20 protein-coding genes are annotated in these 20172 nt (G+C 65.9%); 8 read left to right on the top strand and 12 right to left on the bottom strand.

Annotated features, from left to right (window positions below):
- Nucleotides 1-40: 40 nt before the first annotated feature.
- Entirely contained in the window at nucleotides 41-1051 is a 1011-nt protein-coding gene (locus FW760_RS18005) for a zinc-dependent alcohol dehydrogenase family protein (protein ID WP_043863855.1), read from the bottom strand.
- 141 nt (nucleotides 1052-1192) lie between these two features.
- Here FW760_RS18005 and FW760_RS18000 point away from each other — a divergent pair, with 141 nt between their 5' ends.
- The 3 genes from FW760_RS18000 (at nucleotide 1193) to FW760_RS17990 (ending at nucleotide 5219) form a co-directional block, all read left to right on the top strand.
- A complete protein-coding gene (locus FW760_RS18000) occupies nucleotides 1193-1693 on the top strand; it encodes a sigma-70 family RNA polymerase sigma factor (RefSeq protein WP_043863856.1) in 501 nt (166 codons plus the stop codon).
- A 1-nt stretch (nucleotide 1694) separates the two neighbouring features.
- A complete protein-coding gene (locus FW760_RS17995) occupies nucleotides 1695-2642 on the top strand; it encodes a FecR domain-containing protein (RefSeq protein ID WP_229590280.1) in 948 nt (315 codons plus the stop codon).
- Nucleotides 2643-2747: 105 nt separating this feature from the next.
- Nucleotides 2748-5219 carry a TonB-dependent siderophore receptor gene (locus FW760_RS17990; protein WP_415378443.1) on the top strand — a complete coding sequence of 824 codons (2472 nt, stop codon included), beginning with the start codon at nucleotides 2748-2750 and terminating at the stop codon, nucleotides 5217-5219.
- Nucleotides 5220-5285: 66 nt separating this feature from the next.
- On the opposite strand, the gene FW760_RS17985 is transcribed toward FW760_RS17990, so the two are convergent.
- From FW760_RS17985 to FW760_RS17970, 4 genes are all read right to left on the bottom strand, one after another.
- Nucleotides 5286-5876, bottom strand: a complete 591-nt coding sequence (locus tag FW760_RS17985) for an HAD family hydrolase (protein WP_043863858.1) — start codon at nucleotides 5874-5876, stop codon at nucleotides 5286-5288.
- Nucleotides 5873-6742, bottom strand: a complete 870-nt coding sequence (tesB, locus tag FW760_RS17980) for an acyl-CoA thioesterase II (protein WP_043863859.1) — start codon at nucleotides 6740-6742, stop codon at nucleotides 5873-5875. The genes FW760_RS17985 and tesB overlap by 4 nt, the downstream gene beginning before the upstream one ends.
- 75 nt (nucleotides 6743-6817) lie before the next feature.
- The gene (locus tag FW760_RS17975; RefSeq protein ID WP_043863860.1) at nucleotides 6818-7387 is read right to left on the bottom strand and encodes a GNAT family N-acetyltransferase; all 570 of its coding nucleotides are present in this window, start codon (nucleotides 7385-7387) and stop codon (nucleotides 6818-6820) included.
- A gap of 65 nt (nucleotides 7388-7452) precedes the next feature.
- Nucleotides 7453-9636, bottom strand: coding sequence for a TonB-dependent receptor (locus FW760_RS17970; protein WP_446443909.1), 2184 nt, complete (start codon nucleotides 9634-9636; stop codon nucleotides 7453-7455).
- 246 nt (nucleotides 9637-9882) lie between these two features.
- Here FW760_RS17970 and pmrG point away from each other — a divergent pair, with 246 nt between their 5' ends.
- The gene (gene pmrG, locus FW760_RS17965; RefSeq protein ID WP_081315119.1) at nucleotides 9883-10575 is read left to right on the top strand and encodes a lipopolysaccharide core heptose(II)-phosphate phosphatase PmrG; all 693 of its coding nucleotides are present in this window, start codon (nucleotides 9883-9885) and stop codon (nucleotides 10573-10575) included.
- Nucleotides 10576-10577: 2 nt separating this feature from the next.
- Nucleotides 10578-11423 (top strand): phosphatase PAP2 family protein, encoded by an 846-nt coding sequence (locus FW760_RS17960; protein WP_446443908.1) that lies wholly within the window; start codon nucleotides 10578-10580, stop codon nucleotides 11421-11423.
- Here FW760_RS17960 and FW760_RS17955 read toward each other — a convergent pair.
- Complete coding sequence (locus tag FW760_RS17955; RefSeq protein WP_043863863.1) at nucleotides 11389-11814, bottom strand: EamA family transporter; 426 nt, start codon at nucleotides 11812-11814, stop codon at nucleotides 11389-11391. The two genes, FW760_RS17960 and FW760_RS17955, sit on opposite strands and share 35 nt — an antisense overlap.
- A gap of 98 nt (nucleotides 11815-11912) precedes the next feature.
- Between FW760_RS17955 and FW760_RS17950 the strand changes: the two genes are divergently transcribed.
- Both FW760_RS17950 and FW760_RS17945 read left to right on the top strand, forming a co-directional pair.
- Entirely contained in the window at nucleotides 11913-12827 is a 915-nt protein-coding gene (locus FW760_RS17950) for a histone deacetylase family protein (protein WP_043863864.1), read from the top strand.
- Between the two features lie 151 nt (nucleotides 12828-12978).
- On the top strand, nucleotides 12979-14214 hold the full coding sequence (locus FW760_RS17945; RefSeq protein WP_446443907.1) for a TIGR03862 family flavoprotein: 1236 nt from the start codon (nucleotides 12979-12981) through the stop codon (nucleotides 14212-14214).
- Nucleotides 14215-14294: 80 nt separating this feature from the next.
- Here the strand turns inward: FW760_RS17945 and FW760_RS17940 are convergent, their stop codons facing one another.
- The 3 genes from FW760_RS17940 to yedA all read right to left on the bottom strand — a co-directional run bounded on the left by FW760_RS17940 (nucleotide 14295) and on the right by yedA (nucleotide 17476).
- Nucleotides 14295-15626 (bottom strand): DEAD/DEAH box helicase, encoded by a 1332-nt coding sequence (locus FW760_RS17940; RefSeq protein WP_054916356.1) that lies wholly within the window; start codon nucleotides 15624-15626, stop codon nucleotides 14295-14297.
- Between the two features lie 66 nt (nucleotides 15627-15692).
- Nucleotides 15693-16547 (bottom strand): hypothetical protein, encoded by an 855-nt coding sequence (locus FW760_RS17935; protein ID WP_146094979.1) that lies wholly within the window; start codon nucleotides 16545-16547, stop codon nucleotides 15693-15695.
- Nucleotides 16544-17476: a drug/metabolite exporter YedA gene (yedA, locus tag FW760_RS17930; protein ID WP_058540581.1), complete on the bottom strand. Its 933-nt coding sequence runs from the start codon at nucleotides 17474-17476 to the stop codon at nucleotides 16544-16546. Before yedA ends, FW760_RS17935 begins: the two co-directional genes overlap by 4 nt.
- A gap of 152 nt (nucleotides 17477-17628) precedes the next feature.
- On the opposite strand from yedA, the gene FW760_RS17925 reads away from it, so the two are divergent.
- Entirely contained in the window at nucleotides 17629-18087 is a 459-nt protein-coding gene (locus FW760_RS17925) for an Lrp/AsnC family transcriptional regulator (protein ID WP_043863869.1), read from the top strand.
- Here the strand turns inward: FW760_RS17925 and FW760_RS17920 are convergent.
- The 3 genes from FW760_RS17920 to FW760_RS17910 form a co-directional block, all read right to left on the bottom strand.
- Complete coding sequence (locus FW760_RS17920) at nucleotides 18084-18689, bottom strand: 3'-5' exonuclease (RefSeq protein WP_043863870.1); 606 nt, start codon at nucleotides 18687-18689, stop codon at nucleotides 18084-18086. The two genes, FW760_RS17925 and FW760_RS17920, sit on opposite strands and share 4 nt — an antisense overlap.
- A gap of 18 nt (nucleotides 18690-18707) precedes the next feature.
- Nucleotides 18708-19187, bottom strand: coding sequence for a LabA-like NYN domain-containing protein (locus tag FW760_RS17915; protein WP_446443906.1), 480 nt, complete (start codon nucleotides 19185-19187; stop codon nucleotides 18708-18710).
- A 96-nt stretch (nucleotides 19188-19283) separates the two neighbouring features.
- Nucleotides 19284-20039: a DUF2076 domain-containing protein gene (locus FW760_RS17910; RefSeq protein WP_054916353.1), complete on the bottom strand. Its 756-nt coding sequence runs from the start codon at nucleotides 20037-20039 to the stop codon at nucleotides 19284-19286.
- Between the last annotated feature and the right edge of the window lie 133 nt (nucleotides 20040-20172).

The following is a 20172-nucleotide window of genomic DNA, read 5'->3' as shown; positions in this document are numbered from 1 at the left end:
AAGCCCGCCAGAAGCGGGCTTTGTCGTGTCGGGGCGTGCCTCAGATATCCAGCACGATCTTGCCGAAATGCTGGTTGGTTTCCTGATAGCGGAACGCATCGGCGATCTGCTCCAGGCCAAAGTGCTTGTCGATCACCGGGCGAAGGCCGTTGGCGTCGATGGCGCGCACCATGGCCTGCTGCTGGGCACGGCTACCTACCAGTACCCCCTGCAGGCGCAACTGGCGCACCAGCGCCTGCACCAGCGGCAACTGCCCCGCCACGCCGGTGAGGATACCGATCAACGAGATGTGCCCGCCAATGCGCGCGGCAATCATCGATTGCTCCAGCGTGGCCGGGCCGCCCACTTCGATCACATGGTCCACACCACGATTGTGGGTCAGGCTGCGCACCTGCTCGCCCCAGGCCGGGGTGGTGCGGTAGTTGATCAGGTGGTCGGCGCCCAGGGCCTTGAGGCGTTCGAGCTTGGCGTCGCTGGAGGAGGTGGCGATCACCGTGGCGCCCGCCAGCTTGGCGAACTGCAAGGCGAAGATCGATACCCCACCGGTGCCCTGCACCAGCACCGTGTCGCCTGGTTTGAGTGCGTCGTCGGCCATCAGCGCACGCCAGGCGGTCAAGCCCGCAGTGGTCAGCGTGGCCGCTTCGGCATGGCTCCAACCTTTGGGCGCATGGGTAAACGAAGTGGCACGGGCCGTCACCTGCTCGCGGGCATAGCCGTCGATGCCATCGCCCGGCACCGTGGCAAAGCCTTCGATCAGCGGCGCGCCATCCAGCCAGTCGGGGAAGAAGGTGCTGACCACCGCATCACCGACAGCGAACTCGCTCACCCCGGCGCCCACGGCCACCACTTCACCGGCACCATCGGCCATCGGAATGCGCGGCTCGGCAGGCCCCCACATGCCGCTGACCACGGCAAAGTCGTGGTAGTTGAGCGAGTTGGCACGCAGGCGCACGGTGATCTCGCCCGCCTGCGGCGCCGGCGCTTCGCACGTGCCCACCTGCACCTTGTCATATCCGCCGCCGGGTTGAACGTAAATGGCCTTGTGGCTCATGGGAAGCGCCTCGCTCGTGTCTGTAAAGGGTCAACCAGTCTTCGCCCGTGCCTGACGCAGGTCAAGCACCAGCACTTGCACAATCCGCCGGCAAACCACAATAATGCGACTAATTATCAATTACTCAGTATCCTCCGCGCCATGCCCGCACCCGATCACGCTGCCCTGCACGCGCTCTACAGCGAACACAACGGTTGGTTGAAAAGCTGGCTGCGCGCGCGCCTGGGCAACGCCAGCGATGCCGCAGATCTTGCCCAGGACACCTTCATCCGGGTGCTGACTGCACGCAATGCCCAGACCATTCGTGAACCGCGCAGCTACCTGGGTGCCATCGCCCATGCGCTGATGGTCGACAAGTTTCGCCGCAAGGCCCTGGAACAGGCCTACCTCGCCGAGCTGGCCACCCGCCCGGAGCGCGTCGTCGAGTCGCCCGAAACGCGCCTGCTGATTCTCGAAACCCTGGTGGCCGTCGATACCCTGCTCGACGGCATGGGCGAACGCACCCGGCAGATCTTCCTGGCGGTGCAGCTCGAGGGCCTGAGCTACGTGGCCACCGCCGAGCGCATGGGCGTGTCGGTGACCACGGTGAAAAAACACATGATCCGCGCCATGACCCACTGCCTGCTGCTGACGGACGACTGACATGGCCCAGCCCCTGGACTACTCAACCCTGGAGGCGGCGGCCAGCTGGTACGTCAAGCTCAACGCCGCGCCGCCCAGCGAGGCCCAGGTGCAGGCCTGGCGGGACTGGCTGGGCAAGAGCCAGGCCCATGCCCAGGCCTGGGCGCGGGTGGAAAAACTGCAGCGCCAGCTTGGCCGCCTGCCCGCCGACGTGGCCCTGCCGACCCTGGCCGGCGTACGCGCGCGACGCCGCGCCGTGCTCAAGACCCTGGCCCTGCTGATGGGCGTGGGCATCACCGGCTGGGCCGTGCGCGAAAGCGACACGGGCCGCGAGCTGATGGCCGGGCTGCGTACCGGCAAGGGCCAGCGCCGCCACGTGACACTGGCCGATGGCAGTCAACTGGAACTCAACACCGACACCGCGCTGGATATCGAATTCGACGGCCAGCAGCGCCTGCTGCGCCTGTACAGCGGCGAAATCATGGTGCAAACCGCCGCCGACGCCGCAGGCCGGCCCTTCCTGGTGCAAACCCCGGAAGGCCGCATCCGCGCCCTGGGCACCCGATTCAGCGTGCACAGCGAGGGCGGCCTGAGCCGGGTCAGCGTACTGGAGCACGCCGTGGAGGTCCGCCCCGCCGATCAGCCCGGGCAAGTGCTGCGCCTGGACAGCGGGCAAAGCGTGAGCTTCGACGCGCATCAGCTCGGAGCGGTCGGTAGCGCGGCCCCCGGTACCGGTGCCTGGACCGACGGCATGCTGACCGTGATCGAGTGGCGCCTGGCTGACTTCATCAGCGAGCTGCGCCGCTACCGTCCCGGCCTGCTGCGCTGCGATGAGCGTATTGCCGACCTGCGCCTGTCCGGCGCCTTTCGCATTGACGATACCGACACCGTCCTGCAGAACCTGGGCACCTCGCTGCCGGTCAAGGTGCGCTACCTCACCCGGTACTGGGTGAGCGTCGAGCCGGTCTGAAAAAACATCGAAAACCGGGTTGCCGATTTTCATTCTCATTCGGCTACGCAGTTAAAGCGGAAAAAAAAGCCGCGCCCCTGCCCAGCCAATCGAAGGAAAACCTGCATGTCCGCCCCTTGCCCGCGAGCGCCTCGCCCTCTGCTACGCGCCGTCCACCTGGCCCTGTTCAGCCTGCCGCTGGCACCGTTGCCATTGCTGGCGGTGCTGCCGTCAAACGCCCTGGCACAAAGCGCAAGCACCCACTTCCAGATCGCCGCAGGCCCGCTGGGCACCGCGCTGAGCCTGTTCGCCACCCGCGCCAGCATCACCCTGTCGTTCGATGCGCGGCAAACCCAGGGCCTGCAATCGGCGGGCCTGCAGGGCAGCTACAGCATCGATGAAGGCCTGGCGCGACTGCTGGCGGGCAGCGGCCTGCAGGCCCAGCGCCAGTCCAATGGCGGCTACGTGCTGGTGCCAGCCGGCAACGGCGGCGCCGTCGAGCTGGGGGCCACCAGCATCGAAAGCAATACCCTTGGCGAGACCACCGAGAACACCGGCGCCTACACCACCGCCGCCACCCGCACCGCCACCAAGCTGCCGCTGTCGATCCGCGAAACCCCGCAATCGGTCACCGTGGTCACCCGCCAGCAGATGGATGACCAGGGCGCGCAGAGCATCACCGACGTGCTGCGCAACACCCCCGGCGTCTCCGCCCAGGCCTACGACAGCGACCGTACCGAATTCTCCAGCCGTGGCCTGGCCATCACCAACTTCCAGTACGACGGCGTCAACACCATCTACGACGGTGTGTACGATGAAGGCACCGCGCATGTCGACATGGCGATCTACGACCACGTCGAAGTGCTCAAGGGGGCCACCGGCCTGATGACCGGCTCCGGCGACCCTTCGGCCACCGTCAACCTGATCCGCAAGAAACCCACCGCGCAGTTCCAGGCCTCGCTGTCGGGCAGCGCCGGCAGCTGGGACGACTACCGTGGCGAAGGCGATGTTTCCGGCCCGTTGAACGACAGCGGCAGCGTGCGCGGGCGCTTCGTCGGCGCGCAGCAGGACAGGAAGGGCTACCAGGACCACTACCAGCAGAAGAAAGAGGTGTACTACGGCATCCTCGAAGTCGACGTCACCCCCGACACCCTGCTGAGCGTGGGTATCGACCAGCAGACCACCACCCCGCGCGGCACCTCCTGGACCGGCAACCCGGTGTACTTCGCCGATGGCGGACGCACCGACTTTTCGCGCCGGTTCAACCCGGGGGCCGACTGGAGCCGTCGCGACTTCCAGAACCGCACCTACTTCGCCTCGCTGGAGCAGGCGCTGGCCAACGACTGGAGCCTGAAGCTCAGCGTCAACCAGCTGCAGAGCGACCACGACACGCGCCTTGCCTCGGCCAGCGGCGGCAATCCCGACCGTGCCACGGGCGAAGGCATGTTCATGTTCTGGGGCCGCTGGGAAGGTCACCGGGTGCAGAACACCGCCGACATCAACCTGTCCGGCCCCTTCACCCTGCTGGGCCGCCAGCACGACCTGGTGATGGGCTTCAACGCGGCCAACTCGCGCCAGACCGGCGCCACCTGGGACACCAGCCTGGGCGGCACACCGGGCAACATCTACGAATGGAACGGCAAGATCGGCGTGCCGGACTTCCCGAAAAACGGCAAGTACGAGCAGACCAAGCGCCAGAACGGCGCGTACATCGCCACCCGCCTGCGCCCCACCGACGACCTGTCGCTGATCCTCGGCACCCGCGTCAGCACCTTCAAGTACAACGACAACTACGATTACGACGGCCTCAACCCGGTGTACTTCAGCGACAACCAGGCCGGCTACAAGCAGCATGGTGTGGTGACCCCGTATGCCGGCGTGGTGTATGACCTGGACGACACCTACTCGGTGTATGCCAGCTACACCTCGATCTACCAGCCACAGACCTACAAGGACGCAAACCGCACCCCGCTGGATCCGGTGGAGGGCGACAGCTACGAGACAGGGCTGAAGGCGGCCTACTTCGAGGGTCGGCTCAATGCCAGCCTGGCGCTGTTCCGCATCGAGCAGGACAACGTGGCGGTGCAGACCGGCACCACCAACACCAACGAGGGGATCTACAAGGCTACCCGCGGCGCAACCACCGAGGGCGTGGAGCTGGAGATTGCCGGCGAACTGCAGGAGGGCTGGAACCTGTCGGCCGGCTATACCTATGCGCGCTCTCGCGACAAGGACCACCAGCGCATCTTCGGCTCGCCGATGAGCACCACCAAGCCTGAACAACTGCTGCGGCTGTTCACCACCTACCGCCTGCCGGGGGCGCTGGACAAGGTCACGGTGGGTGGCGGGGTGAACTGGCAGAGCGCGTTCTACGGCCAGATCTACAGCCCTACGGTGAAGGATTACACCTTCATCAAGCAGGGTGGCTACACCCTGGTCGACCTGATGGGCCGCTACCAGTACAACGACCACCTGAGCTTCACGCTCAACGCCAACAACGTGTTCGACAAACGCTACCTGGCCGGGCTGGGCAACTTCGACACCACCTACTATGGCGAAGCGCGCAACCTGATGCTGACTACGCGCTGGGCGTTCTGATCGAAGGCCTGGGTCGATGATCCGGGCCACTTCGCCGGCAAGGCCGGCGAAGTGGCCAGCACGGACCTACTCCAGCATCCCGTGCAACACCCCACAATCAGCCGCATGCCAATCCACCAGCTGCGGCCACGGGTTCTGCGGCACATTCACCAGCACCGTGCGCGCACCCGCCGCACGCCCACAGTCCAGATCGAAGCGATAGTCACCGACCATCACCATCTGCGCCGGTGCCACGTCCCACGCCTGGGCCAGTTGCAGCAGCCCGCCCGGGTGCGGCTTGGGCGGGGCCTCGTCGCGGCCGATGATGTCCTGCACCGGGAAGCAGTCGGCCAGGCCGATCGCCTCCAGCGTCACATGCGCCAGCTCGCGCGCATTGCGCGTCAGGATCCCCAGCCGGCAGCCCCGCGCCGCCAGCTCGCGCACCAGCGCCACCGCCCCCGGCGCCGCCTGCGAGGCCACTGCCAGTTCGCGCTCGTGCTCCAGCAGCCAGGCATGCTTGGCAGCCGCCTCTGCCGCAGGCAGGGCCGCCAGATGGGTAAGAATGTCGTCCTGCGCCGGGATGCCCAGCGCCACGCGAATGGCCGCAAAGTCATGCACGGCGACGGTCAGGGTGCCGTCCATGTCGAACACCCAGTGGCGAATCGAGCGCAGGCTCATGCCCAGTCCTTGCGATGGCGAATCAGGCCTTCCTGGCACGACGAGGCCACCAGCTGCCCGGCGCGATTGAAGATGCTGCCACGGGCAAAGCCGCGCGCATTGCCCGCCCACGGGCTGTCCATGGCGTACAGCAGCCAGTCATCGGCGCGCAGGTTGCCGTGAAACCACAGCGCATGGTCGAGGCTGGCCAGCTGCATGTCGCGGTGCCACACCGACTTGCCATGGGGCATCAGCGAAGTGGTCAGCAGGCCGAAGTCCGAGGCGTATGCCAGCATGTACTTGTGCAGCGCCTGGGAGTCGGGCAGGTTGCCGTCGGCACGAAACCACGCGTACTTCACCGGGTCGCCGGGCTTGGGGTTGAAGGGGTCCTTCTCGGTCACCGGGCGCACTTCGATGGGCTTGGCGCACAGCAGCTTGTCGCGAATATGCTCGGGCAACTGATCGGCCATGCGCTCGGCCAGTTCCACTTCCGACGGCAGGTTCTCGGGGCCGACCACCTGGGGCATCTGGCCCTGGTGCTCGAAGCCTTCCTCGTCGTACTGGAACGAGGCGCTGCAGGTGAAGATCGGCTGGCCCTTCTGGATCGCCGTCACCCGGCGGGTGCTGAAGCTGCCGCCGTCACGCACGCGGTCCACCGAATACACCACCGGCATCGACGCATCGCCCGGACGCAGAAAATAGCCGTGCAACGAATGCACGTGGCGCGCCTCTTCGACCGTCTGGCTGGCCGCCGACAGCGACTGGCCCAGTACCTGGCCCCCGTACAGCTGACGAAAGCCCAGGTCCTGGCTGCGTCCGCGGAACAGGTTTTCCTCGATCGCCTCCAGACTCAACAGGTCGACCAGATCGTCCAACACGTGGCTCATTCGAGATTCTCCAAAGCAAGGCCCAGGGCGCAAATAATACAGGGTTTGTCATTGGCGGCCTGTATGTTCTGCGATTCAGCCATGCAAGGTGGCCTGCCACTGGGCGCGGTTGATCCGGTACAGCACGTGGGGGCGCAAGGGGTGGCCGGGCTCGAGGCGCGGGTGCTCGAAGTCGCCCAGCGGATCGGGCTGCATGCCGATGGCCTGCATCACCTTCTGCGACGGCAGATTGCCCTGGGTAGTGAACGACACCACTTCGTCCAGGCCCAGCTGGGCGAACGCACAGCGCAGGCAGGTCCAGGCCGCCTCGCTGGCGAAGCCCTGGCCCCAGTGGCGCCGCGCCAGGCGCCAGCCGATCTCCACCGCCGGGGTGAACGGCGCATCGAAGCTCACATTGAGCAAGCCGGTCATGCCGATGAACGCCCCGCTGTCCTGGCGCTCCAGGGCCCACAGGCCGAACCCGTACTCGGCAAAATGGCCGCGGATGCGGCCAATCAGTGCGGCGCTTTCGACCCGGCTCAGCGGCGCCGGGAAGTACTGCATCACCAGTGGGTCGGCACACAGGGCGGCGAACTCGGCGAGGTCGTCGTCCTGCCACTGGCGCAGCCGCAGCCGCGCGCTCTCCAGTTCAAGTATCGGGGTCATTGCCTGCTCCGTGATCACTGCCTTGCAGTGTACAGCGTAGGCAGGCAATGCCCGAGCGCCCAGCCTCAGAAACGGAAGTTGGCAGTCAACTCGGCTGAACGCCCCGGGGCCACCGTGGCAAACAGGCCCACGTGCGAGGCGTCGTAGATGGTTTCGTCGGTCAGGTTGAGCAGGTTGAGCTGCAGGTCGAGGTTCTTGTTGACCTTGTAGCCGACCATCGCGTCGTAGCGCCAGTAGTCGTCGACGGTGATGGTATTGGCGTCGTTCATGTAGCGCTCGTCCATGTAGTTGGCGCCAGCGCCGACTGTCCAGCGTGCATCGATGTCGTACGAGGTCCACAGGCTGAAGCTGTTGGGCGCGATGAACTTGGACTGGTTGCCGTCGTTGGCGCCGTTGCCACCGGCCTTCACCACTTCGGCATCCAGGTAGGTATAGCCGGCCCACACCGCCCAGGCATCGGTGATGCGTCCGGTGGCGCCCAGCTCCAGGCCGGTGACACGCTGGTCGCCATCCAGTGCCACCAGGCCCGAGACTGGATCGGTCACGCGTGCATTGGTCTTCTCGGTACGGAACACCGCTGCGGTCAGCGACAGCTGCTCGTTGAACACGTCCCACTTGGTGCCCAGCTCCAGGCTGCGCGAGCGTTCGGGGTCGAGGTTGGCCTTGTTGCCGTTGAGGTTGCCGGCACCGGCACCATCGGCACCACCGGACTGGGTGTTTTCGCCCGACGGGTTGGACGAGGTGCCGTAGGACAGGTAGATGCTGCCGTTGGGCAATGGCTTGAAGACGATACCCACCTGGTAGTTCCACAGCTCGCTGGACGACTCGGCGCCACCGGCGACGCGGTTCTTCACGTCGTAGTCGTCGTAGCGCAGGCCCAGGTTCAGGTCCCACTGCTCATGCAGGCCGAGCGTGTCGAACACATACAGCGAGCGGGTGTCGGTCTGGTACTTGCTGGTGACCTGGCCGGTGCCCGGCAGCAGGGTCCAGCCCCCGTCGTGCGGGTTGGGGTCGTAAAGGTCGCCCGGGCGTCCGTTGTTGCCCTGGTACTTGTCCTTGTCGGTGATGGTTTCGCGGCTGACTTCGATACCGGCTGCGTAAGTGTGCTTGATGGTGCCGGTGTCGAAGGTACCGAACAGGTCGGTCTGGTTGACCAGCGACGTGTTGACCACATTGCGCGGGCGAAAGCCCCGGGACACCAGCCCGCTCTCTTCCTGGCCCACATTGGCGAACACCGGACGGCTCATGACATAGTTCTGCATGGTGCGGCCACCGCGCAGGGTATTGCGCAGGCTCAGGTGTTCATTGAAGTCATGTTCAATGCTGAAGGTGGCAAGGTCGGCGGAAGTTTTCCGGAAGTCTCGATCCACCAGCCCGTAGAAGTTGTCGCGGTCGACCTTCACCGGCTTGTTGGTAATCAACGAAACCGGGTGGCCCTGATCGGGAATGTCGTCGGTTTGCAGGTGGTAGTAACTGGCGGTGACCCGGGTCGGGCCCTGCAGGCCCCAGGTGATCGTCGGCGCAATGCCCCAGCGGCTGACCTCGACATGGTCGCGCCCGGGGGTGTCGGCCTCGTGCTTCATCGCGTTGAGACGAAACGCCAGGTCCTGCTCGCCCAGGTACTGGTTGACATCGAGGGTGGTGCGACGCAGCTGGTCGGTACCCAGGGTAAAGCTGCCGCCAATGAAGTCCTCGGCCTTGGCCGCCTTGCTCACCAGGTTGATCGAGCCACCGGTGGAACCCCGGCCGCTGTAGGCCGAGCCCGGCCCCTTGACGATTTCCACGGTCTCGATGTTGAACGCCTCGTGGGAGGCGCGGCCCAGGTCGCGCAGGCCGTCGATCTGGATATCGGTACTGGCTTCGAAGCCGCGAATGAACGGGCGGTCGCCCAGTGGCGTGCCACCCTCGCCCGCGCCCAGGGTGATGCCGGGAGTGGTGCGCAGTACATCGGTCAGGGACGTGGCGCCACGCTCCTTGATCAGCGCTTCATTGATGATGGTCACGGACTTTGGCGTGTCGCGCAGCGGGGCGGTGAACTTGGGCGAGGAGGCGTTATCGACCTTGAACGTTTCATGGTGCACGCCCTTCACATCGGTGGCATCGAGTTCCACCGACGATGCGGTGGACGATGCAGCCGGTGTGGAAGTTTGCGCAATACTGGCTGTCGACCAGGAGGCTACCGCCAACCCCAGTGCAGTACACAGATGACCGGATTCAGAACGACGGCTTTTTATTGAAAGTTGTGCCATTGGTAATGCCCACCATCAGAAAATGATGCGCAATACTATTTACGAGCAATTATCACTCAAAGCCGATTTACATTATTTACGCCGCGTTTCAGTTTATGTCCGAAAGTAACAACTTATTACTTCATGGAATTGAAACTGCAACGTGCTGTTGCCCCTTGCCCCACAAGGCTTTCACATCGCCTTCACCGATTCACCACAGGCCGTTGCTTACCGTGCAGACATTCTCGCGGTAGCCGGAGCGGCCCCATGTTGCACGATGCAGTACTCGACCAGACCTTGATCCCAGCCCGTCCGGGGCGACGACGACGCCTGCCTTCGGCGACGTTCCTGCTGGGCCTGTGCACCTTGCTTGCACTGGCCGTTTCAAGCCTGTGGCTGGTCAGAGGGTTGGCGATCGTGGACCTGGGTAGCGAAAGACAGATGCGCAACAGCGGTGTGTATGCCGACTGGGCCAAAGGTGAAGTCATCGTGCTGGTGCGGCATGCCGAGCGTTGCGACCGCTCGCGCAACCCGTGCCTGGATGATCCGCAAGGTATCACCCAGGCGGGCAGCCAGGCTGCGGCGCAGGTGGGCGAAGGGCTGCAGCGCCTGGGTCTGGAGCATGCCGACATACTGGCCAGCCCCCTGACCCGCACCCAGCAAACCGCGCACTTCATGTTCGGCAAGCTGGCAGCCAGTGAGGACTGGCTGCAGCAATGCAACAAGGGCTTCGCCGACAACGCCCTGGCGCGCAAGGCCGCCGAGCGCAACCTGGTGCTGGTGACCCACAGCGGCTGCATCGACCAGCTCGAACGCCAGTTGAACGTGCCCGGTGGCGAACGCTCCAGCGCCTACGCCGAAGCCGTATTCGTTTCGGTGGGCGCCAGCGGCAAACCGAGAATCCTCGGCCGCATGAACGCCCCCGAATGGCGCAAGCTGCTGGCCAGGGCGGAGCAATGAGCATGTCGCCACGCCAGTCGTTCTACCTCACCCACCTGGGCCTGCCCCTGCTGCTGGCACTGGTCGTGTTCGTGGCCATCGACCTCACCGGCCTCGACCGCTGGTTCAGCCAGTTGTTCATCGACCCGGCCAGCGGCCAGTTCACCCTGCTGCACGACGCCTGGTTCGAGAAAGTGACCCACAAGTGGCCCCGCATCCTGCCCAACTGGACAGGCGAAGCCGCACTGATCGGCGCCCTGCTGTCCTTCGTGTGGCCGCTTTTCGCCCGCCATCCGCAGGCCGCCGCCACCCGGCTGCTGCAACACAGCCGCATTGCCGGCGTGCTGCGTTTCACCACCCGGCACCGGCGCGACCTGCTGTTCGTGGTGGTGGCATTCGCACTGTGCACCGCCATCATTCACTACCTCAAGAGCCACACAGGGGTGTACTGCCCGGTAGAGACCACATTCTACGGCGGTACCCATCCGCGCCTGGAGTGGTACCAACAGTTCGACCTGCTGCACAAGGCCGGTGACGGGCGCTGCTGGCCCGGCGGGCATGCCTCCAGCGGCTTCACCCTGATGGCGCTGTACTTCGTGGCCCGCCGCTGGCGCTGGGCGCACGCACGCAAGCTGCTGGGGTTCATCGTGCTGCTGGGCATGGTGTACGGCACCACCCGCGTGATGCAGGGCTGGCACTACATGTCGCACACCTTCTGGGCGGGGATTTTCGTCTGGCTGACCTGCCTGCCGACCGCGCTGTGCTTCTACGGCCGCACCGCGCTGCAGGCACCGCTGAAGGCACCGCTGGAGTTACCGGCAACACCTCTGCGCGCTAACGCCATGCCAGCATCACTACGCCCAGAGTGATCAGGCTGATGCCGCCCCACTGGCGCAGGTCGAGCCGCTCGCCCAGCAGGGTAACGCCGAGCACCGCCACCAGCACCACGCTGAGTTTGTCCACAGGCGCTACCTGCGAGGCTTGCCCCAGCTGCAGGGCGCGGAAGTAGCAGATCCACGAGGCGCCGGTGGCCAGCCCCGACAGCAGCAGGAACAGGTAGCTGCGCGGCGAGATCGACCCCAGTGACTGGTACTGGCCGGTGGCGAACAGAATCAGCGCCAGGCTCACCAGCACCACCACCGTGCGCAGCAGGGTGGCGAAGTCCGAATTGATGCCGGTCACGCCAACCTTGGCAAATATGGCGGTCAAGGCGGCGAATATCGCCGACAGAATCGCCCAGAACGTCCAGGAAGCCAGCATGGGTGCACCCCTGTCGAGAACCTGCGCGCAGTGTAGATCGCTGGCGCTGGCTGTACAGCAACTGGCAAGATCGAGGCCTGCCCCGGTTAGAAGCTGCCATGCCCCTGCCCCTGATCTACCACGACGACTACAGCCCGGAGTTTCCTGCCGGGCACCGCTTCCCGATGGACAAGTTCCGCCTGTTGCGCGACCACCTGGTCGACAGCGGCCTGACCACCGATGCGGCCTTGCTGCGCCCCGAGCTCTGCCCCAGCGACATCCTCGCCCTGGCCCACGAGCCGGGCTACATCGAGCGCTACATGAACGGCGACCTGAGCCGCGAAGACCAGCGCCGCCTGGGCCTGCCCTGGAGCGAAGCGCTGGCACGGCGCACCGTGCGCGCGGTCGGCGGCTCGCTGCTGGCCGCCGAACAGGCCCTGCAGCATGGCATCGCCTGCCACCTGGCCGGCGGCACGCACCACGCCCACTACGATCACCCGGCCGGCTTCTGCATCTTCAACGACCTGGCGGTGATCAGCCGCTACCTGCTCGAAGCCGGGCGCGTGCACCGGGTGCTGATCTTCGACTGCGACGTGCACCAGGGCGATGGCACCGCGCGCATCCTGCACGACACCCCGGACGCGATCACCGTGTCGCTGCACTGCGAACAGAACTTTCCGGCACGCAAGGCCCAGAGCGACTGGGACATCCCGTTGCCGCGCGGCATGGGCGACGCCGACTACCTGAAGGTGGTGCACGACGCGCTGAACTACCTGTTGCCGCTGTACCAGCCCGACCTGGTGCTGTACGACGCCGGCGTGGACGTGCACAAGGACGATGCGCTGGGCTACCTGCAACTGACCGACGCAGGCGTCGCTGCCCGCGACGAAGCCGTGCTGCGCCACTGCCTGGGGCGCGATATCCCGGTGGTTGGCCTGATCGGCGGCGGCTACAGCAAGGACCGCCACGCCCTGGCCCGACGCCACGGCATACTGCACCACAGCGCCCAACGGGTACTCGATTACCCACAATGACTGTGGAGCTGCCTGTGGATAACCTGAGCGCAAGCCCATCCGGCCCTTGTGGCACGGGGCCTGCACCGTACTGATCGTTTTTTGTACAGTGCCTGGGCGGGGCCGTGTCGGGTAGAATGCCCGCTCTTTTATCCCCAGCCTGCAGCCGCCCATGACCGATACTCCCCCAACCACCGCCCCCCACGTTGCCATTATCGGAGGCGGGCCGGCCGGGCTGATGGCCGCCGAAGTCCTCAGCCAGGCTGGTGTGCGGGTAGACCTTTACGACGCCATGCCCTCGGTGGGGCGCAAGTTCCTGCTGGCGGGCGTGGGCGGCATGAACATCACCCATTCCGAAGCCTACCCCGCGTTCATCTCGCGCTATGCAGAACGCGAACACGACATCGCGCGCCTGCTCGACGGCTTCGATGCCGACGCGCTGCGCGCATGGATCCACGGCCTGGGCATCGACACCTTCGTGGGGACATCCGGCCGGGTGTTTCCGCGCGACATGAAGGCCGCCCCGCTGCTGCGCGCCTGGCTCAAGCGCCTGCGCGATGCCGGGGTAGTTATCCACACCCGGCATCGCTGGCACGGCTGGGAAGCCGACGGCGCCCTGCGGATAACTTGTCCACAGGGCGAGGTGAGTGTGCAGGCCGATGCCGTGGTGCTGGCGCTGGGCGGCGGCAGCTGGGCGCGGCTGGGCTCGGACGCTGCCTGGCTGCCCTGGCTGCAGGCGCGGGGGGTGGATATCTCGCCGTTGCAGGCAGCCAACAGCGGCTTCGAGGTAACGGGTTGGAGCGACGTGCTCAAGGGCAGGTTCGCCGGTGCACCGCTGAAGAACATCGCCCTGAGCCTGGCCGGCCAGGCGCCGCGCCTGGGCGAGTTCGTGCTGACCGAGGGCGGCGTCGAGGGCAGCCTGGTGTATGCCTGGTCGGCGCAGATTCGTGAAGCGATCAACCGCGAAGGTAGCGCGACGGTGCTGCTCGACCTGCTGCCGAACCGGCCTGTGGACAAGATCGAGGCGGCGCTGCGCAAACCCCGTGGTTCGCGCTCGATGGCCAGGCACCTGCACGGTCAGCTGGGCCTGGACGGGGTGAAGGCGGCGCTGCTGCGCGAGCTGACCGGGCCCGAGGTGTTTGCCGACCCGGCGCGCCTGGCGGCAGCGCTCAAGGCGTTGCCGATCACGCTGGTACGACCGCGCCCGCTGGACGAGGCGATCAGCAGCGCCGGCGGCGTGAAGTTCGAGGCGATGGATCGGCACCTGATGCTGACCCGGTTGCCGGGCGTGTTCTGTGCGGGCGAGATGCTCGACTGGGAGGCACCGACCGGCGGCTACCTGCTGACGGCGTGCTTTGCCAGTGGGCGAAGGGCGGGGTTGGGGGTGCTGGAGTGGCTGCGCCGGTGAGGCCGGCGCCTATAAGGTACGCACAGCCCTTGTAGGAGCCGGCCATGCCGGCGAACGGGCTGCGCGCAGCCCGTGCCCAATCAAGGCTTGCGCTTGCGCGGCCCGGTATTGAACGTCGGCACCTTGCGCACCGGCTTGACCTGCGGCGCGGCTGCGGGGGTATCCCCGCTGTCGGTCCAGCGCCCCAGGCTGCCCTTGCCGCTGCCCTGCTTGGGCTTCTTCGGTTTCTTCGGCTTCTTCACCACCTGCCCGCTGGCGTCGGTTTCCGGCACCCGGTGCTCAGGCACGAAATCCGGCTCTTCATGGCGCGGCAAGGTCTTGCGCGTGAGCATCTCGATGGCCGACAGCATGTTCACCTCGTCGGCACACACCAGCGAAATGGCTTCGCCGGTATTGCCCGCACGCCCGGTACGCCCGATACGGTGAATGTAGTCCTCGGCCACGATCGGCAAATCGAAGTTGACCACCAGCGGCAAGTCGTCGATATCCAGCCCGCGCGCCGCCACATCGGTGGCCACCAGGATCTGGATCTCGCGCGCCTTGAAGCTGTCCAGCGCACGCTGGCGCGTGGCCTGCGGGCGATCGCCATGGATGCCGTCGGCGTTCACGCCCTGCGCCTGCAGGCGCTCCACCAGCGCATCCACACCGTTGCGGGTCTTGGCGAACACCAGCACCTGCTTCCAGCGCTGCTTGCGCAGCAGGTGCATGAACAGCTCGGGCTTGCGCTTCTTGTCCACAGGCACGACCCACTGCTTGACGCTGCTGGCCGCCACGTTGCGCGGGCTGACCTCGACGCTGAGCGGGTCGTCGAGCATCTGCCCGGCCATCAGGCGGATCTCGTCGGAGAAGGTTGCGGAAAACAGCAGCGTCTGGCGCTTGACCGGCAACGCCGCGTAGATCGAGCGCAGCTCTTCGGCAAAGCCCAGGTCGAGCATGCGGTCGGCTTCATCGAGCACCAGCGCCTGCAACTGGTTGAACTTGACCGCGTTCTGGCGGAACAGGTCGAGCAGGCGCCCGGGCGTGGCCACCAGCAGGTCGATGCCCTTGCGCAGTTTCATCATCTGCGGGTTGATGCTCACCCCGCCGTACACCGCGTAGGTGCGCAGCGGCAGGTGTTCGGCGTACTCGACGATATTGGCGTGCACCTGTTCGGCCAGCTCGCGGGTCGGCACCAGCACCAGCGCACGTACCGAGTTGCTGGCGACCTTCTCGCCTTCCATCACCAGGCGCTGCAGCAGTGGCAGGGCGAAGCCGGCAGTCTTGCCGGTGCCGGTCTGCGCCGCCGCCATCAGGTCGCGGCCGGCCAGCACGGCCGGGATGGCCGCCGCCTGCACCGGTGTCGGGGTGGTGTACTTGAGGTGCTCGAGCGCGCGCAGCAAGGGTTCAATCAGGCCAAGTTTGGCGAATGTCATGGCAATACCGTCTGGGGAATTCAGCAATGGCGCAAGTTTACCCTGTTCGCGCGGGTTCACCGAGCTTCAATCCACAGGCGGCAGGTACACGTACGTCAGGCGATCCAGGCCATTGCCGACAAACAGCGACAGCGGCCTGCCCAGCTGGCTGGCGCGCGAACGGCACAGGCCGTAGATCTCGTTCAGGCTCGAATCGCGCGCCGACATCGGCGTCCAGCTGTGCATGCCCAGCGACCCCAGTTCGAAGATCATGTGGTCGCGGTCCTTCTCGCGGCTGAAGCTGACGGCTACCTGGCCGCGCGCTACCTGACTACGCAACCCGCCATCAGCGAATTCCAGGCGAACCGGCGTGCGCCTGAGCTTCTGGTCCGGGGTGCGCAGCGTCATCACGCCCTGACTGTAGTCGAGCACCTCGAAGGGCAGGTTGGCCCTGAGCCTCACCGGGACCCGGCAATCGACCTCGCCACGCGCCGTGTTCTCGATCAGCGAGCGCATCGCTTCGCTGAGCGTAGGATGGCTCTTGATCGCGACATCGTTGGGGAAGGCCAACCGCAACGCGATCGGCTGGTCAGGTTGATCCGCGAGGGTCAGGGTGACGTTGCCGGTGACTGCCTGGCGCGCAGCCAGCACGGCGTCGACCGTTGCCTGCAGAGCCTCACGCCGCGCCGGGGTCAATACGTCGCCTGGCATGCGCAGGTTCACCACCCAAGGGGTCTCGTCATCGGCCCACATTTCCACTCGGGCCAGGTCGATCTGCTGTTCGGCCAGCAGGTTACGGACCGCTTCGGCGTAATACCGGTCTGCATGGCCGTGGGCGTAATTGTCGATAACCGATACCTGAAACTCCAGGCCAACTTCCTGTTCATCACAACCGGACAGCATCCCAACCAACAAGCCTGCCATGGCAATACGACGCTTCACTTGGACAACTCACCCCTCAAGGCGTCAGCCGGGGTGGCTACGCTGGCCGGCACCTTGCGCCATTGCGGAACGCCGATCAACACCACCGCGCCGATGATCACCGCCATCGCCACGCACTCCTCCACGCCGATCTGCTCGCCAGCGAACAGGATGCCCAGCAGCACCGCCACCGCCGGGTTGACGTAGGCATAGCTGGTGGCCGCCGCCGGGCGCACATGCTTGAGCAGGTACATGTAGGCACTGAAGGCCAGGATCGAACCGAAGAACACCAGGTAGAGCAACGCCCCCCAGCCGGCAGCGGTCGGCATCTGGGTCATGCGTTCACCGCTGAGCGCGCTGCCCAGCAGCAGCGCCGCGCCGCCCACCAGCATTTCGGCGGCACTGGCCATCGGCCCGGCCGGCAGCGGCAGGCTCTTGCTCCACACCGAACCGAAGGCCCAGGACGCTGCAGCAAACAGGATCAGCGCCGCGCCCAGCGGGCTGGCCTGCAGGTTGGAGCCCAGGTTGAGCAGGCCGATGCCGGCCAGGCCAAGGCCGATACCGGCCCATTCCAGACGCGTGTTGCGGTGCCCGAAAAATCGCCCGAACACCAGGGTGAACAGCGGCACGGTCGCCACCGCCAGGGCTGCGACCCCGGACGCCACGCCCGCATGTTCGGCCAGGGTCACGCCGCCGTTGCCGCAGCTGAGCAGCAATATGCCGATGGCCCCGGCGGCCTTCCATTGCGCCCAGCTGGGCGCCGGCACCCCGCGCCAGCGCAGAAAGCCATACAGCAGGCTGCCGGCAATCAGAAAGCGCACCCCGGCCATCAGCAGCGGTGGCCACGACTCGATACCGATGCGGATCACCAGATAGGTCGACCCCCACACCAGGTACAAGGCCAGGAAGGCACCGATCAGCACCAGCGGAAAGCGACGGGAGGCAGGCATGGGAGGCTCGAAATCAGGGTTTTGGAGCTGTAGTTTAGAAAGCCAAACGGGTAATTTTAAGTTACAAACCCTGTTTATACGGCCACCAGACTTTCGAAAAAACGGATGTTTGCCCGATTCGCCATCGTTTCAACACCTGGTACCCACGCCCCATGGACAAGTACGATCGCATGCTCCTCGCCGCCTTGCTCGACAACGGCCGCGCCTCCTTCGCCGAACTGGCGCGCAAGGTCAACCTGTCGGCCCCGGCGGTGGCCGAGCGGGTGGCCAAGCTCGAGGCCAGTGGGGTCATCACCGGCTACCAGGCCAAGGTCGACATGAGCCGGATCGGCTTGCCGATCCAGTGCGTGATCGAGCTGCGCCTGGCCAGCCACGGCAACCAGCAGACCTATGAGGACCTGGCGCGTATCCCGCAGATCACCGAGTGCCACCGGGTCACCGGCGATCCGTGCGTGATCATGCAGGCGGCGGTCGGCTCGATGCCGGAACTCGAAGAGCTGATCAACCACGTGGCGCAGTTCGGGTTCAGCAAGACCTCGATCATCCTGTCCAGCGCGGTAGAGCGACGGGTGCCGCTCGGCCAGCTCGACAGCAACGGCAAGAAAGCCTAGCGGTAGCGCTTGAGGGTTTCGGCAACCTTGGCTGCCGGAACCTTCTGCAGGCTGCAGAACAGCGGGTGCGACACTTCGCTGATACCGTGGCGCTGGCGCAGTTCGCCGGCCAGGTGCTGGGCCAGGTTGGCGGCCATCTCGGCATCGGCCATGGCCCGGTGAGCGGTGCCGGTGTCGGGCAGCCCGGCCCAGCGCGTCAGGGTGCCGAGCTTGTGGTTCGGCGCAGCCGGCAGCAGGCGCCGCGAGAGCAGCATCGAACAGGCGAACGACTGCACCCGCGAGCGTCCGATCAGGCTCAGTTCGTAGTCCCAGAACTTCTGGTCGAACGAGGCGTTGTGCGCCAGCAAGGGCGTGCTGCCGACGAACTCGGCCACCTCGTTCATCACCTGCGCATTGGCCGGCGCACTGCGCAGCATGGCGGTAGTGATGCCGGTCAGCCCGGCGACAAAGGCCGGTACCGGCACGCCGGCATTCATCAGGCTCTGGTAGCGATCGACGATGCGCCCGCGTTCGAGCATCACCACCGCCACTTCGGTGGCGCGGCAGTAGGCACCCGGCGAGATGCCGGTGGTTTCAAAGTCGATGACCGCAATACGTTCCACAAAAACCTCGGGTAGCTCTCAGTGCTTGAGCAGGAGTGCGCCTTCGATGGGCACATAGCGGGTGGCGGCGCGAATCAGCGAGTTGGCGGTGAGCCCCGGTACGCCATAGGCAACCGCTTCGGCGCCATGACGGTTGATCACCCGTTCCAGCAGCAGGTCGAAATCGCCATCGCCGGAGGCCAGCACCACTTCGTCGACCCGCGAGGCGGCGTCGATCACGTCCAGGGTGATGCCCACGTCCCAGTCGCCCTTGGACGAGCCGTCGCTGCGCTGGATATAGGGTTTGAGTTTGACCGTGAAACCGAGGTTGCGCAGGATCTGCTGAAACTGCTGCTGCTTGCTGTCGCCGCGGTCGATGGCATAGGCCACCGCCTCGACGATCTCGCCGTCCTGGCTGACGTGCGCCCAGAAGGCGGCGTAGTTGAAATGACAACCATAGGCCTGGCGCACGGTGTAGTAGAGGTTCTGGACATCGGCGAACACCGCAATCTTCTTCACCGCACTTCCTCGTCACGCCAGGGGCCGGCCCCGCATACCGGGGCCGTTTCGGCGCCCAGTATGCCAGCCTGACGGCAGTACGGGTATGTGCGCGGCTCAGACGAAGGAATCGTCGTCCGAAAAAAAGCCGCCGCCATCGTCACCGTAGTCGGTGTCCATGAAGCCGCCCTGATCATTGCCGTAGCCACCGTTGTCGGCGGTCAGGCGCTGCTCGTCGTTGCCGCCCCAGCCGCTGTCGCTGGCCGGTGCCGGGGCTTCGTTGATGATCTCGGTGACTTCCTGGGGCTGCGACGAATGATGGCCGAACAGGCTGCTGATGCCCTGCGCCAGCATCACCCCGCCTGCCACGCCGGCGGCGGTCTGCAGTGCACCGCCCAGAAAGCTGCTGGCGCCGCCGCGGGCCGGTGCGGCCTGGGGCGCGGCGTTGAAACCCTGCTGCTGAGGGGCCACGCCGGGCCCGCCAAAGCCGCTGGCCGGTTCACGCCAGCCGCCACCACTGGTGGCAGGTGCCGGGGCCGGCTGGGCCGCGCGCTGCGGCTGCGGCTCGGGTTGCCGTGCCCCCCCGCCGAAGATGCTCGACAGGAAGCCGCCGCTGCTCGGCGCAGTGGCCGCCACCTGTGCGCGGGCCTGGTTCAGATCGGCCTGCAATTGCCTGTTCTGTTCATCGAGGCGCTTGAGCGCGGCCTCCTGCACCAGAATCGCCTGGGCCATGTAGTAAGGGGCCGACGGCTGTTGCTGCAGGTGCTCGGCAATGCGCGCCTGGGCCTGGGCATCACGCGGTGCGCCTTCGCTCTCGGCTTGCTTGAGGCGGCCGAACAGGCCGTCGATCAAGGTTTGTTCTTCGTGGTTCATGGGGCGACCTCACTGGATAGCCGGGGGATTACAGGTGAGCACTAGATGGGGTTCCAGCATGGGCGATTCAATCGGCCCGCGGCATGAAACTTTGTTCAGGTTCGACCGCTGGGCTAAAGTAGCGGCCTGCTCT

It is taken from the genome of Pseudomonas sp. 1176_21 (genome assembly GCF_052850635.1).
This window is presented reverse-complemented; position numbering and strand designations above follow the sequence as displayed.

Coding starts and splice junctions, on each gene's coding strand:
- FW760_RS18005 (WP_043863855.1), bottom strand. CDS start 1,051: ATGAGCCACAAGGCCATTTACGTTCAACCCGGCGGCGGATATGACAAG.
- FW760_RS18000 (WP_043863856.1), top strand. CDS start 1,193: ATGCCCGCACCCGATCACGCTGCCCTGCACGCGCTCTACAGCGAACAC.
- FW760_RS17995 (WP_229590280.1), top strand. CDS start 1,695: ATGGCCCAGCCCCTGGACTACTCAACCCTGGAGGCGGCGGCCAGCTGG.
- FW760_RS17990 (WP_415378443.1), top strand. CDS start 2,748: ATGTCCGCCCCTTGCCCGCGAGCGCCTCGCCCTCTGCTACGCGCCGTC.
- FW760_RS17985 (WP_043863858.1), bottom strand. CDS start 5,876: ATGAGCCTGCGCTCGATTCGCCACTGGGTGTTCGACATGGACGGCACC.
- tesB (WP_043863859.1), bottom strand. CDS start 6,742: ATGAGCCACGTGTTGGACGATCTGGTCGACCTGTTGAGTCTGGAGGCG.
- FW760_RS17975 (WP_043863860.1), bottom strand. CDS start 7,387: ATGACCCCGATACTTGAACTGGAGAGCGCGCGGCTGCGGCTGCGCCAG.
- FW760_RS17970 (WP_446443909.1), bottom strand. CDS start 9,636: ATGGCACAACTTTCAATAAAAAGCCGTCGTTCTGAATCCGGTCATCTG.
- pmrG (WP_081315119.1), top strand. CDS start 9,883: ATGTTGCACGATGCAGTACTCGACCAGACCTTGATCCCAGCCCGTCCG.
- FW760_RS17960 (WP_446443908.1), top strand. CDS start 10,578: ATGTCGCCACGCCAGTCGTTCTACCTCACCCACCTGGGCCTGCCCCTG.
- FW760_RS17955 (WP_043863863.1), bottom strand. CDS start 11,814: ATGCTGGCTTCCTGGACGTTCTGGGCGATTCTGTCGGCGATATTCGCC.
- FW760_RS17950 (WP_043863864.1), top strand. CDS start 11,913: ATGCCCCTGCCCCTGATCTACCACGACGACTACAGCCCGGAGTTTCCT.
- FW760_RS17945 (WP_446443907.1), top strand. CDS start 12,979: ATGACCGATACTCCCCCAACCACCGCCCCCCACGTTGCCATTATCGGA.
- FW760_RS17940 (WP_054916356.1), bottom strand. CDS start 15,626: ATGACATTCGCCAAACTTGGCCTGATTGAACCCTTGCTGCGCGCGCTC.
- yedA (WP_058540581.1), bottom strand. CDS start 17,476: ATGCCTGCCTCCCGTCGCTTTCCGCTGGTGCTGATCGGTGCCTTCCTG.
- FW760_RS17925 (WP_043863869.1), top strand. CDS start 17,629: ATGGACAAGTACGATCGCATGCTCCTCGCCGCCTTGCTCGACAACGGC.
- FW760_RS17910 (WP_054916353.1), bottom strand. CDS start 20,039: ATGAACCACGAAGAACAAACCTTGATCGACGGCCTGTTCGGCCGCCTC.